This window comes from Cellulosimicrobium cellulans, assembly GCF_006539945.1.
Taxonomy (GTDB): Bacteria; Actinomycetota; Actinomycetes; order Actinomycetales; family Cellulomonadaceae; genus Cellulosimicrobium; species Cellulosimicrobium cellulans.
Map to the genome: position 1 here is coordinate 72,959 of NZ_BJNZ01000010.1, position 12,896 is coordinate 85,854.

At 76.1% G+C, this 12,896-nt stretch carries 9 protein-coding genes; 2 read left to right on the forward strand and 7 right to left on the reverse strand.

Annotation, left to right across the window (positions count from 1 at the left end):
- Positions 1–108 precede the first annotated feature (108 nt).
- Positions 109–1,539 carry a phosphatase PAP2 family protein gene (locus tag CCE02nite_RS21180; RefSeq protein WP_304363328.1) on the reverse strand — a complete coding sequence of 477 codons (1,431 nt, stop codon included), beginning with the start codon at positions 1,537–1,539 and terminating at the stop codon, positions 109–111.
- Between the two features lie 133 nt (positions 1,540–1,672).
- Between CCE02nite_RS21180 and CCE02nite_RS09745 the strand changes: the two genes are divergently transcribed.
- Positions 1,673–2,380, forward strand: a complete 708-nt coding sequence (locus tag CCE02nite_RS09745) for a TetR/AcrR family transcriptional regulator (RefSeq protein ID WP_255318767.1) — start codon at positions 1,673–1,675, stop codon at positions 2,378–2,380.
- Between the two features lie 74 nt (positions 2,381–2,454).
- On the opposite strand, the gene CCE02nite_RS09750 is transcribed toward CCE02nite_RS09745, so the two are convergent.
- From CCE02nite_RS09750 to CCE02nite_RS09760, 3 genes are read right to left on the reverse strand one after another with little or no spacing between them, the layout of a single operon-like run.
- Positions 2,455–6,099 (reverse strand): ATP-binding protein, encoded by a 3,645-nt coding sequence (locus CCE02nite_RS09750; RefSeq protein ID WP_141389453.1) that lies wholly within the window; start codon positions 6,097–6,099, stop codon positions 2,455–2,457.
- Positions 6,099–6,851: a DUF4194 domain-containing protein gene (locus CCE02nite_RS09755; protein ID WP_255318768.1), complete on the reverse strand. Its 753-nt coding sequence runs from the start codon at positions 6,849–6,851 to the stop codon at positions 6,099–6,101. Before CCE02nite_RS09755 ends, CCE02nite_RS09750 begins: the two co-directional genes overlap by 1 nt.
- On the reverse strand, positions 6,848–8,548 hold the full coding sequence (locus tag CCE02nite_RS09760) for a DUF3375 domain-containing protein (protein ID WP_141389454.1): 1,701 nt from the start codon (positions 8,546–8,548) through the stop codon (positions 6,848–6,850). The genes CCE02nite_RS09755 and CCE02nite_RS09760 overlap by 4 nt, the downstream gene beginning before the upstream one ends.
- Positions 8,549–8,923: 375 nt before the next feature.
- On the opposite strand from CCE02nite_RS09760, the gene CCE02nite_RS09765 reads away from it, so the two are divergent.
- Positions 8,924–9,628, forward strand: coding sequence for a vitamin K epoxide reductase family protein (locus tag CCE02nite_RS09765; RefSeq protein ID WP_255318769.1), 705 nt, complete (start codon positions 8,924–8,926; stop codon positions 9,626–9,628).
- A 147-nt stretch (positions 9,629–9,775) separates the two neighbouring features.
- Here CCE02nite_RS09765 and CCE02nite_RS09770 read toward each other — a convergent pair whose 3' ends face one another.
- The 3 genes from CCE02nite_RS09770 to CCE02nite_RS09780 all read right to left on the reverse strand — a co-directional run bounded on the left by CCE02nite_RS09770 (position 9,776) and on the right by CCE02nite_RS09780 (position 12,833).
- Positions 9,776–11,464, reverse strand: coding sequence for a DUF7059 domain-containing protein (locus CCE02nite_RS09770; protein ID WP_141389455.1), 1,689 nt, complete (start codon positions 11,462–11,464; stop codon positions 9,776–9,778).
- A 103-nt stretch (positions 11,465–11,567) separates the two neighbouring features.
- The gene (locus CCE02nite_RS09775) at positions 11,568–12,104 is read right to left on the reverse strand and encodes a hypothetical protein (RefSeq protein ID WP_141389456.1); all 537 of its coding nucleotides are present in this window, start codon (positions 12,102–12,104) and stop codon (positions 11,568–11,570) included.
- 108 nt (positions 12,105–12,212) lie between these two features.
- Positions 12,213–12,833: a hypothetical protein gene (locus CCE02nite_RS09780; RefSeq protein WP_141389457.1), complete on the reverse strand. Its 621-nt coding sequence runs from the start codon at positions 12,831–12,833 to the stop codon at positions 12,213–12,215.
- Between the last annotated feature and the right edge of the window lie 63 nt (positions 12,834–12,896).

Genomic DNA, 12,896 nt, shown 5'->3' on the forward strand with positions numbered 1-12,896 from the left:
CCGGGCACCACCCGGGGCGCGGCCGGTGCGTCGTGGTGCCGCGAGAACGACCCTCCGGTCGTCCGCCGTGGCAGCCTACGACGTTACGCCAATCGCGCCAGCCGCACCCTACCGCCCAACCGGACGGGCGTCGGGGCGGGCTGTGGACTGGCGGACGAGGAGCAGGACGGCGAACGCCGCGGCGGTCACCGCGAGCACTCCTGCCACCCCGCCGGCGTACGCGGTCACCTCCTGCGCGGCCGTCGTGTCCCACGTCGCGGGCGTCGCCCGCAGCGCGAGCGCCGCCGCCACACCGGCCGCAGCCGCCCCGAGGAGGAGCAGCACGGCCATGACCGTCGAGCCCGGCGACGCGCCGGCGCCCGGGTCGAGCGCGGAACGCGGCGTGAAGGCGCACACGAGCGCGGCCCACGCCAGGACGACGAGCACCGCGGCGACGACGTCGCTCGGCCGGTGCCACTGCCCGACGAGCGTCGAGACCCCGGTGGCGGCCGTGTACGCGCCGCCGAGGACCGCCACGAGCGGTCGTGCCGCGCGCGGCACGACGAGCAGCAGGGCCGCGGCGACCGACCCGGCGACGGTGGTGTGACCGCTGGGCAGCGAGTTCTCCCAGTGCCAGCCGCCGATGAGCTCCTCACGGCCGAGGAGCGAGTGCTTGACGAGCTGTGTCGTGACGTTCGCCCCGACGACGAGGAACGCCACCTGCACGGCGAGGCCCCAGCGGCGGCGCAGGAGCGCGATCCCCATGGAGGCGCCGAGGCCGCCGACGACGAACGCGACGGAGACCGTGTCCAGGACCGGCTTGGCCACCGCCCAGAGCTCGCCCTGGCCGGTGACGGCGCCGTCGAACGCGGCTCGCTCGAGCATCTGCCCGGCGAAGGTGTCGACGAAGAACCGCCACACGAGCCACGCGCACGCGACGGCGAGCACCGCGACGACGGCGGCGACGACGCGCGACGCGGTGCTCGGGCCGTCCGCCTCGACGGTCGGGAGCGGGCGGGGCGCCGGCTGCGGCGCCGGCGGGTAGGACGCCCCGGGCGGGTACGGGCCGGCCGGCGGGTACGGCGCCGGAGGGGGTGGAGCGACCGGCGGGTACGGGGCGCCGGAGAGTGTGGGCGGCAGCACCGGCGGCGTCGCCGGGAGCGGTCGCGTCCCTGACCCGCCGCTGGTCGGCAGCGGCCGGGTCTGGGCGTGGTCGGCAGGCATCCCTCCACGGTAGAGGACGCGTGTGTGCGTTCGGGGAAGACGGCGGGAAGAGCCTCCGTGCGCTGCTCCCCCGCGCTGGGCACCGGCCGCGTGAGGACGAGCGACGCGGCCGGGGCTCGTCGGCTGCGGCGACGCGTACGGGTCGACGTCCGAGGGGAAGCCGGAGTACGCGACGGTCGAGGACTGGGCGGCCGTCGGCCGGCCGAGGAGCGGGATCGCCGGGACCTGGTCCACGTCGACGTGCTGGATCGTGGCCAGCGCCGCCGCGCGCGCCGCCTCGTCGGTCGAGGACCCCGCGGCGCGGACGGGGCGGCGGGCGTCGGTGCGAGTGGTCACGCGGGGCTCTCGGCGAGTCCGTGATCTGCGGCGACGCCGGGCTCCGTCGCCCTCGACGCCGTTCCGGAGGCGATTCCACCACACATTACTGACTCGTCAGTAAGACCAACTGGGTCACAGTATGGTTACCGTCATGACCGACGCCACCCCCGCGCGGAGCGCCACCGACGCCGCCCCCGCACGGACGCCCCGCCCCCGCCGCACGCGACCCGCGACGCTCGAGCGTCGCGAGGAGATCCTGCGCGCGGCGATGCGCGTGTTCGGGTCCAAGGGCTACCACCAGGGCTCGCTCGCCGAGGTCGCCGAGCAGGTGGGCATCACCCACGCCGGGGTGCTGCACCACTTCGGCTCCAAGGACCGCCTGCTCACCGAGGTGCTGGAGTTCCGGGACCGCGTCGACGTCGAGCACCTCGAGGGACAGCACATCCCGGGCGGGCTCGACCTCTTCCGGCACCTCGTCAAGACCGCCGCGATCAACGCGGAGCGGCCCGGGATCGTCCAGGCCTACACCGTGCTCACGGGCGAGGCCGTCACCGACGGCCACCCGGCCAGCGCCTGGGTCACCGAGCGCTTCACCGGGCTGCGCGCCGACATCGCGGGCGCGCTGCGCGAGGTCGTCGAGGAGCGCCGCGCCGCGGGCGACACCGACACGGACTACGAGCTCACCGACGCCGCGCTCGACCTCGCCGCGTCCACGATCATCGGCGCGATGGACGGCCTCCAGATCCAGTGGCTCCTCGACCCCGACGCCGTGGACCTCGCCGAGTCGACCGCGTTCGCGATCGAGTCGATCCTCGCCTCGACCCTCGCCGGGGCACGGCGACCGCGCCCGCTCGGCTGACCGGTCGTCGTCGGGCACGGCGTCCGCCCAGGAGTGCCGCCGGGACCAGCGCTCTCCCTCGCGAGGCCAGCGTTCTACCTCGCGGCGGGCTCGGGCGCCGCTGCGGTCTCGAGTCCGGCGTCCGACGGCGGCGCCTCGCCGGCCGGACGACCGTCGCGGTACGCGGCGATCGACAGGGTCCGCAGGCGTGACGACCGGCCCGACGGGTTGTCCACGAACCCGACGGCGGAGATGTACGGCTCGATGACGTGGATCTTCTGCAACGGCGTGACGATGAGCAGCTGGAGCCCGAGGCGGCGGAACAGCTCGAGCGCGAACCGGGTCGACTCGTCCGACCCCCGGCCGAACGCCTCGTCGATGACGACGAACCGGAACGCCGTCGATCGCACCGCGCCCCAGTCGAGCTTGAACTGGTAGGCGAGCGACGCCGCGAGCACCGTGTACGCGAGCTTCTCCTTCTGCCCGCCCGACTTGCCGCCGGAGTCCGAGTAGTGCTCGTGCTCGGAGTCGTCGGCGCGCGAGCGCTCCGACGCGGAGAGCACGAACCAGTTGCGCACGTCCGTCACGCGCCGGCGCCACGCCTCGTCGAGGTCGGTCATGCCCTCACGCCCGCGGAACCGCTCGACGAGCGCCTTGACCCGCAGGAACCGGTCCTCCGAGTACGACAGCGCGTCGGTGTCCCCCGCGACGGACCCGTCGCCCTCGGCGAGCGCGCGGTCGTCCTCGGCGAGGATCCCGTCCCCGTCCGTGCACGCGCGCAGGTCCTGCTGGAACTCGCGCACCTCCAGGTTCGGCGTGCGCGACATCTCGAGCCGGATGTACCGGCCCGGGTTGTAGTCGATCGCGCGCAGCGAGTCGTTGATCGTGTCGATCCGGTCGCGGATGACGTCGGCCTGCTTGGCGAGCTCCGCCGCGAAGCCCGCGATGTCGCGGATCGCGTTGGTGTTGAGGTACGCCTTGAAGTCGGCCTCGAAGCGCGGGAGGTCGTCGCGGACGAGCCGGTCGTGGATCTCGCGGTAGCCGGCGGCCGACCGCACGTCCGCGTCGAGCTCCGCCGTCTCCACCGGGTACGCCGACCGGAACGACGCCATCTGGCCCGCGACGCGCGTCCCGAGGTCGGCGCGCTCGCGCTGGGCCTGCTCGGCCTCGGCCGTGAGCCGCGAGCGCACCGCGTTCTCGACGGCGTCCAGGTCGGCCGCGCGCGTCGGGCCGACGGCCCCCTCCCGGTCGCGGGAGGCGGGCCCTACCGCCGCGAGCTCGCGGTCGAACTCCGCGGCGAGCGCCGCCGTCGTCTCCTCGTCGAGCGTCTCGCCCGCGCCGTCGAGCACCGCCCGCGCCCGCTCACGCGCGGTGCGCGCCTCGTCGAGCGCGTGCCGGTCGGCACCGAGCGTCGCGACGACGCGGTCGCGCTCGGCCTCCAGCTCGCCGTGGCGGCGCGCGTTGTCGTCGAGCAGGCCGGCGATCCGGCCGAGCTCGTCGCTCGCCTGCTCGAGGCGTCGCTTCTCCTCGGCGAGCTCCGCGATGCGCGCCGTCTCCGCGCCGCGGTCGAGCTCGTCCCAGTCGCGGTAGACGTCGAGCCGCCCGAGCGCGGCCGAGCGCGCCTGGAGCCCGCCGCGCACGGCGGTGGCCTCGTCGCGGCGCCGCGCGAGGGTGTCGCGCCGCGCGGTCACCTCGGCCGCCTGCTCCAGCAGCGCGTCGATCTTGGCCTGCGTCGACCACCCGAGCACGTAGCCGCGACGGTCGTCGACGGCGCGCGTGTCGTTCTTCTCGTGGTGGTCCGGCGAGTGCTTGACCTGGCCGGCGCGCGTGATCGCGCGGGGCAGCCGCCGGAACGCGTCGAGGTCGGGCGCGCACGCGTGGTCCGCGCGGCGCTCCAGCTCGGCCTCGACCCACGCCGTGAGCGACGGCGCGTCGTCGAGGCTGCGCACGTCGAGCAGGTCGGCGAGCAGCGGGACGTCGTCGCGCGGCGCGGGCCGGGCGGCAGGCACGCGCTCGGGCACCCGGTGGTACACGAGCCGCAGGCCCAGGTGCTCGCGGTCGACCCACGCGGCGACGGCCTCGTAGTGCGCCGCCGGCACGAGGAGCGAGAGCGCGAAGCCGCGCAGCACGCGCTCGGCCGCGCCCTCCCAGTCGGCGTGCTCGGGGCGCACCGCGAGCAGCTCGCCGACGAACGGCACGTCGCCCGGCGCGAGCCCGACGCCGGCGCACAGGCGGTCACGGACCTCCAGGTGGGTGCGCGGGAGGTTCGAGCGGCGGTCCGCGAGGCTCGCGAGCTCGGCCTTGACGTCGGCGGTCTCCTGCTCGACCGCGCGGACCTCGGCCGCGACCTCGCTCACCCGCTCCTCCGCCCGGGCGAGGTCGTCGCGCACCCGCACCGCCGCGTCGTCGGCCCCGCGCCGCAGCGCGGCGAACGCCTCGGCGTCCACGAGCGCGGCGGCCACGGCCGCCGCCCCGCCGCCGGACCCGAGGGCGTCGTCACCGCGACCGCCGAACCCGGGGATGTCGCCAGGTTCGGCAGCGTCGGGGCTGCCGAGCGCGAGGCCTGCCGCGGCGGCGTAGCCCGCGAGCTGGGCGACGCGGCGCTCGCGCGCGGCGCGCTCGACCTCGCGACGGGCGATCTCGCCCTCGATCGCGGCGAGCCGGTCGCCGCCGTGCCCCGCGCGATCGAGCTCGAGCCGCTGGCGCTCGGCGGCGAGGAGTCCCAGCTCGTCCCCGACGCGCTGCCGACGGGTCTCGCCGTCCGCCACGCGCTCGTCGAGCGCGCCGATGAGCCCGTCGAGGTCGGCCACGCGACGCGACGCGGTGAACGCGCGCAGCGCGTCGCGCCGGGCCACGAGCGCGGCGGACCGCTCCCCCAGCGCGTCGTGCGCGTCGCAGTCCGCGAGCAGCGGCGCGAGGCGCTCGATCTGCGCGGTGGCCCGCACGACGGCGTCGTGCGCGCTCGTGAGGTCGTCGAAGTGCGCGACGAGCCGGTCGGTCCAGCGGTCGGCGTCGAACGGCTCGAGCATGTGCTCGCGGACGAACTCGCCGAGGTCACCGACCGACTTCATGGACACCGTCTGGTGGAACAGGTCCATCGCCTGCTCCGACGGGATCCCGAGCAGGCGGCGGAAGTCGCGCCCGTACTCGGGGAAGTGGTCGCGCACCTGCGCGCCCGACTCGCGCAGCCGGCGCCGCAGCGCCGCCACGTCGCCGCCGAACCCCGCGAAGTCCTCGGTGATCGTCAACGGACGGTCGGCCGTGACGAAGAACCGGTCCGGCTGGCCGGACTGGCCCTGCGCGAGCCAGAACACCTGGGCGAGCGTGACCTCCTGGTCGAACCCGCGGTTGGAGAACCGACCCAGCACCACGGAGTACGTGCCACGCTCGCGGAGCCCGACGTGGCGCGTCGCGCCCGTCGCCTCGTCACGCTCGGACTTGTAGTGGCCCGCGACGTACGAGCGCAGGGACCGCTCGCGCGCGCCCGCGCCCGCCGCCTTGTTGTAGGAGATGCGGTGCGACGGCACGAGCAGCGTCGTGACCGCGTCGACGATCGTCGACTTGCCCGAACCGATGTCGCCCGTCAGGAGCGCGTTACGACCGTCGAGGTCGAACGCCCACACGCGCTGGTCGAACGTGCCCCAGTTGAGCACCTCGAGCCGCTCGAGGCGGAAGCCCGCCCGGGCGTCGAGGTCCGCCGCCGGGTCGTGCAGCTCGACGGCGCTGAACAGGCCCTCCATCACGCCACCGTCCTCGTCGTCGTGCCTGCGCCCGTACCTGCGCCCATCCCCGTGCCCGCCGTGCCCGACGACGTCCCGCGCGGCCCGCCGTCCGCGGCGAGCTCCAGGTACTGCGCGAGGCGCGCGTCGAAGTCCGCGAGCCACTGCGCGTCGACGAACGCCTTGAGGATGCGGCGCACCTCGTACCGCCGCGCGTCGCCCGCGGCCGGGTCGACGTCCTCGACCGGGGCGACCCCGCCGTCGGGCGCGCCGTCCGGGTCGGGACGACCCGCGGGCCGCAGGAAGCCGAGCTCCACGACGCGTCGGACGAGCCCGTCGACCCGGTCGACGAGCCGCGCCTCGTTGGCGGCGGCGCCCGCGTCCTGCGCGAGGAAGACCCGCAGCAGGTCGACGATCTCCGTGCGCGCGAGCACGAGGCGCGTCTCGCCGCCCTCGGAGTCCGCCTGCGCGAGCCGCTTGCGCAGCAGCGCGAGCAGCAGGCTCACGTCGAACGGCAGCTCGCGGCGCGGGATCAGGCGGGGCACGCGCTCGTCGCGCTCGTGCTCGGGCTGCGAGCGCAGGTAGGCGTAGCCGTCGCCCTCGTCGACGACGACCTGCAGGCCCATCATCGCGACGGTGTCGCGCACCTGCGCCTCGCGCGCGAGCAGGTCGCGCCACAGCGCCTCGCCGGACTCACGGTAGACGACGCCCTTGAGCATCGACGTCACGACGACGGACAGCTCCGGGTCGCGCGCGGTGCGGGTGGTGCTCACGGGGTCTCCTCCGGGGCGGGGTCGGTGGTGTCGTGCGGGTTCTCGTCGGGTCGGGTCGCGGACGGGCCGCCCGGGACAGGGTCGCGCGGCACCGGCGGTGCCCCGCCGCCCGCCCCCGTGCGCCGCGCGTACGTGACGCGGGGCAGCCGGGCGACGCGCACCACCGGGTCCGGCGCGCCGTCGTCGGCGACCGGCCCCGCCGGGGCCTCGCCCTCCCAGCGCACCTCGTCGGTGCGCTCGTCGTCGTGCACGACGACGAAGCGCGGGTCCTCCAGCGACAGGTACGTCACGAGCTCGGCCAGGCCGTGCTCGAGCGGCACCGCCTCGAGCAGGTCGGCGAGCGCGACCTCCCCCGGTCCGCCCGGGGCGGTGAGCGTGGCGCGCACCGTGCGCGCGAGCCGCTCGGGGTCCACGTGCACCTGGTCGTAGAGCGCGTCGACCTCGAAGTCGTCGTCACCGGCCTCGACGTGGTCGGAGTCGAGCCGCGCCGTGGGTCGCGGCGTGAACAGCGGCCGCTCCGTCGGCAGCACGACCTCCGGGGCGACGGCGTCGATCGCCATGCCGGGCGGGCCGCCCGGTCCGCGACGGACGTCGCGCGCCGCGAGCGCCTTGGCCTCGACGCCGCGCAGGATGTCCATGACGCGCCGGTTCTCCAGCCACACCTGGTCGTCGAGGAAGCGGCGGAGCTGCTCCGAGAGCGTCCGCACGGTCGCCTGCGTCCGCTCGCCGGCGTCGAGCCAGTCGTAGTGGACGCGCCGCAGCCGGCGGTGCTCTCGCTCCCGTGCCGCCGCGTCCGTCGCGGCGGCGTCCACGACCGGGCCGGGCGCCCCCGGGGCCGGCCGGACGACGTCGGGCGTGATCGCGTCGAGGGACTGCACGCGCTCCACGAGCGCGGCGAACTCCTCCTGGCGGCGACGGTCGAGCAGGAAGTCGTAGAACGCGTGGAACGAGCGGCCCTGGTCCGACTCCGCGATCGCCGTGCGCGACCGCACGACCTCCTCCAGCAGCTCGCCCTTGGCGCCGTCCCAGCCGGTGATGCGCTCGCGCAGCTCGCGGTCGAGCGAGCGGAAGTTCGCCTCGACCTCGCGGAAGTCGGAGAGCAGGTCGGCCGCGGTCTGCGTGAGCTGCTGGTAGCGGTCGCGCTGCGCCGCGGCGTCGAGCACGGCCACGCGCCCTGCGCGCACCTGCGCGATCTCCTCGTCGATGGCGGCGCGCCGCTCCTCGAGCTCGCGCAGGCGCTCCGCCGGGTCGGTCTGCGTGCCGACGGCGAGCTGGCGCAGGAGCTCGAACACCGTGTTGAGCCGCGACTCCGTGCCCACGAAACCGCGCCCGCGCAGCGACGCGACCCAGCGCACGGCCTGCTCGACGGCGGGCGTCGCGTCGTAGTGCGGCTCGCCGGAGCCCGGCGGGTACCAGGCGCGCAGCCAGCCCTGGTCCGGGTGGGCCCAGTGGTCGACGTACGCCTGCGGGGCGCGCGGGTAGCGGGGTTCCGAGCCGGACGCCCGTGCGGACCGGCCGTCGACCGCCCACAGGTGGTCGTCGAGCCGGGCGACGAGCTCGCTCTCGGGGATCGCGCGCACGTTGTCCTCGACGAACAGCGTGCCGAGGAACGACAGCACGAGGGGTGCCGTGTCCGCGCGCAGGAGCCGCCACGCCGCGCTCGACCGTCGCAGGGAGTCGACGTCGTCGTGCTGCACGCAGGTCCTCTCGGGGGGCTCGGGCCGGTCGGCGCCGCGGGGAGCGCGGGCGCCCCCAGATCTTAGGTCGCGACTCCCCCACGACCTGGACGACCCACCGGGCGGACGGACCTGGCCAGCCGTCGAGCGCTGCGTCCGTGCGCGACGGATGCGTCCCCGGACGCATCGCTCGAGCGGGAGCGCATCGCTCGGCAGCGGCCTGAGCGCGGCCCCGCATCCGGGACCATGGTCCCTGTCGGCGGCGGGCGCGCGCTCCGTAACCTGGGTGCGGCGCCGAGCCGGCAGCGCGCCCACCCTGCCGGCCGGCGCCACCTTCTGCCCGCCCGCCGGGGCGTCCCCCGACCCGGCGGGGCCCCGCGGACCCGAGGACCGCCCGTGACCGGAACGACCACCGCCCTGACGGACGACGCGCGACCGGGCGACCGGACGCCGTCGGGCACGGAGCGCGTGCAGGACGCGGCGTTCGACCCGTTCGCGAGACCGACCGGGTGGACCCACTCCCGCGGTGTGCTGTTCGGCGAGATGCTGCTGTTCGGCCTGCTCAGCCTCACCGCGGCGTTCGTGCTGTCGTACGACGCCGTGCTCCTCGCCGCGAACCCCACCGCCACGCTCTCGTGCGACGTCAACACCGTGCTGTCGTGCGGCACGGTCGCGCAGTCGTGGCAGGCGCAGGTGTTCGGGTTCCCCAACGCGTTCCTCGGCCTGGTCGCGGAGCCGATCGTCATCACGACGGCGGTCGCGGCGTTGGGCGGCACGCGGTTCCCCCGCTGGTTCCTCTTCGCCGCGCAGTGCGTGTACTTCCTCGGGGTCGTGTTCGCCTACTGGCTCTTCTACCAGTCGATGTTCGTCATCGGCGCGCTGTGCCCGTGGTGCCTGCTCATCACGGTCTCGACGACGCTCGTCTTCGCGTCGCTCCTGCACTGGAACGTCCTGGAGGACAACCTGTACCTGCCGCGGGCCGCGCAGGCACGGATGCTCGGCTTCGTCCGCTCGGGGGCCTACGGGTACCTGGTGGCCGCGTGGCTCGTGGGGCTGGCGATCCTCGTGGTGCTCAAGTACGGCCCGGCGCTGCTGGCCTGACGAGACCCCCGCGCTCGGCGTGCCGCGATCACGTCCCCGCCCCCGGAAGCAGGACGGGCCTCCGGGACTGCGCGAGCGCGCAGTCTGCCTCCGCGAGCGCCTGGAGGAGGCCCCGGAGCGGCGACGGCGGCCCCACGGCCACGGCTCTCAGCCGACCGGGGTCAGGAAGCCGTCGCGCACGAGGCCCCGCACGGACGGCAGCAGCTCGCCCGCGAGGTCGTCGGCCGCCACCTCGAAGAGCGCGGCGATCGCTCCGACGAGCTGCCCGACCGTGAGCTCGCCGTCGCTCGCCCCGACGAGTGCGGCGAGCCCGGTCGACGCCTGGACGGCCCGCCCGAACCCGTCGCCCTGACGCAGCAGGACGACCGTGGGGTCGGGGGCGCCCGGCGTGTGGAACCGCTCCTCGGTCACGTCGGGCGCGACGGCGAGGCGCGCGCCCGCGAGCGCGTCGTCGTCGCGGGCCGTGAGCCAGTCGTGCGCGGCGAGCGCCGCCGCGAGGTGCCCCCCGAGCGGCTGGCGGACCGGCCCGGTGCGCTCCTCGAGCCGGCGCAGGGTGGGACGCGCGCCGTCGAGCGGGCGCCGCAGCGTCACGATCCCGAACCCGACGGCCTCCACGTCACGGGCCGCGAAGTCGTCGAGCCACGCGTCGTAGGCGGCCGCCCAGGCTGCGGGCTCCCGCTCCGGGGTCGTGCCGCCGTCGCGGATCCACGTCTCGGCGTACTCGGCCGGGTCCTGCACCTCGCGCTGGACCACCCAGCCGTCCAGCCCCGCCGCGTCGAGCCACGCCCCGACGCGCTCGTCCCACGGGACGCCGCGCCGGTGCTCCCAGTTGCCGAGGAGCTGCGCCACGCCACCGGGCGCGAGCACCGCGCCGACGCCCGTCACGAGGCCGCGCACGACGTCGTCGCCCGCACGCCCGCCGTCGCGGTACTCGTACTCGGGCAGGGCGTCCGCGCCGCCGCCCCCGCCGCGCGGGGTGATGACGAACGGCGGGTTCGACACGACCAGGTCGAACCGCTCGCCCGCCACGGGCTCGAGCATCGACCCCGCGCGGAGCTCGATCGGCGCGCCGGGCCCCGCGACCCCGGCGTCGGCCACCGTGCTGGTCGCCGCGCCGAACGCTGTGTTGACGGCTGTGTTGAACGCTGCGAACCCCAGGGCGCGGCGCGAGATGTCGGTGCCGACGACCGACCGCGCGTGCCGCGCGGCGTGCAGGGCCTGGATGCCGCAGCCCGTCCCGAGGTCGAGCACGCTCCCGACCGGGGTCCGGACCGTCACCTGCGCGAGCGTCAGGGACGCCCCGCCCGCGCCCAGTACGTGGTCCGGGGCGAGCCGGCGGCCCGTCGCGAGCTCGCCCAGGTCCGACGACAGCCACCACGTCACCGGGCCTGCCGCGTCCGACGCCGCGTAGGGCCGCAGGTCCACGACGGCGCGCACGGCGTCGTCGTCGCCCGCGCCCGCCGCCTCGACCAGCCCGAGCCGCCGCGCGCCGTCGACCCCCGTGCGCCCGAGGGCCACGTCGAGCGCGGCGCGCGGGACGTCGTCGCCCAGGAGGAACAGCGCGGCCAGAGCGGCCGCCGGGTCGGACCCGCGGCCCCGCAGCGCGCGCCGCGCCGCCACGGCCTGCTCGCGGTGCAGCGCGGCCGAGGCCACCGGGCCGAGCACCCGCTCGACGCCGTCGACCGTGAAGCCCGCCGCCGCGAGGTCCTCGCGCAGCGTCGCCGCGGCGGCCGCGAGCTCCGCCGGCGCCAGGCCCGCACCGGGCGGGGGCGGGCTCACGACGACGTCCGGCGCGGCGGGCGTGGGGGAGGCAGGGGCGGCGTCGGCGGGAGGCATGGGTCCATCCTGGCGGATCCGCACGGGGACGGCCGGTCCGGCCCTGGACGCACCGGACCCCGGCGCGCCGAGGCGGGCCGGGGTCCGGTGGGAGCAGGGGACGTCAGCAGTTCTGCGTGCCGTACACCGCGACGTTCTGCGCGGAGGTCTGGAAGGACTCGTCGGTCATGAGCGACGTGATGGCGGACAGGTCGGCGCTGGCCGGGTCGTCCACGGCGGTCTCGAGCGTGTCGGTGAGCTGGCGGAACACACCCGTGACCGTGTCCCAGTCTCCGCTGATCTCGGCCGGGGCCTCAGCCGCCTCGAGGGACGCGGTGAACGTCTCGAACTGGGTGACGGCGGCGGCCGGGTCGCTGGAGTCGATCGAGCCGAGCGTGCTCTGGGCGTCGAGGAGCGTCTGGTAGGCGGTGCAGAAGTCGCCCGACGCCTCGGCGTCGCCGCTCTCCTCCTCCGTGGCGTCCTCCGACTCGGTGGTGTCGCTGGCCTCGTCCTCGGCCGGGGTCGTCTCCTCCGACGCGGTGGTCTCGGAGTCGGTGCTCGCGTCGTCGCCCGAGCCGCCGCAGGCGGCGAGGCCGAGCACGAGAAGGGCGCTCGTCGCGAGGGCGGTCGTGGTCTTCGTGATCGTCAGTCGGTTGCGCATGGGTCCCATGGTTTCCCATGCCGGCGCCGTGCGCGCCCCCAAACCGCCGAGGTGGGGAGCCCTCCCCATGTGTCGAGCGCCACCGGGTGAAAAACCGCCGTGCACCGGTCAGCGCGCGCAGCCCGCCCGGAAGTAGTCCGTGACGGCCTGCGACGACGTCGTGAGCGCGGCCGTGTCGATGCGCCGCCCGACGCGGTCGATCGCCCGGGACAGCTCGTCCGTGTCACGCGCGCCCGTCGCCTCGACCTCGTCGGCGATCATCGTGAGGTAGGTCGTCACGACGGCCCAGTCGCGGGCGATGTCGCCCGGTGGCGTGGCGCCGGTGAGCGCGTCCCGCGCCGTCGTGAAGCCCTCGACCAGCGCCTCGGGGTGCTCGACGGTGAGGTTGACCTGCGCCTTGGCCGCGGCACCCCACGCGACCTCCGCGTCCCGGCAGACCGGGTCGACGGCGGTCGGGGCGGCGGGGTCCGCCGTCGCACCGTCGACCCCGTCCCCCGGCTCGGCCGCCCCGTCGTCGGGCACGGCCCCCGGGGTGTCGGCGCCGCCGTCGTCGTCCGCCGGGGCGGCGTCGCCGCCCTCCGCCGCGGCGGGCGGGGACGGTGCGGCGGCAGGTGCCGCGTCGGGCAGCGACACGACGTCGAAGGCGCCGCTCGCGACGACGGCGAGGCAGAGCCCGGCGACGACGGCGAGGACCGCGGCGTGTGCCACGACGCGCACCGGTGATTGCATGGCCCTATGATGACGCCTCCCGCACGCGAGGCGAACCCCGCGAGCCGTCCCGGCCCACGGGGT

Bases quoted from the DNA above. Each gene is read 5' to 3' on its own strand.
- CCE02nite_RS09745 (WP_255318767.1), top strand. From the start codon at position 1,673: ATGACCGACGCCACCCCCGCGCGGAGCGCCACCGACGCCGCCCCCGCA.
- CCE02nite_RS09750 (WP_141389453.1), bottom strand. From the start codon at position 6,099: ATGGAGGGCCTGTTCAGCGCCGTCGAGCTGCACGACCCGGCGGCGGAC.
- CCE02nite_RS09770 (WP_141389455.1), bottom strand. From the start codon at position 11,464: ATGCCTCCCGCCGACGCCGCCCCTGCCTCCCCCACGCCCGCCGCGCCG.
- CCE02nite_RS09775 (WP_141389456.1), bottom strand. From the start codon at position 12,104: ATGCGCAACCGACTGACGATCACGAAGACCACGACCGCCCTCGCGACG.
- CCE02nite_RS09780 (WP_141389457.1), bottom strand. From the start codon at position 12,833: ATGCAATCACCGGTGCGCGTCGTGGCACACGCCGCGGTCCTCGCCGTC.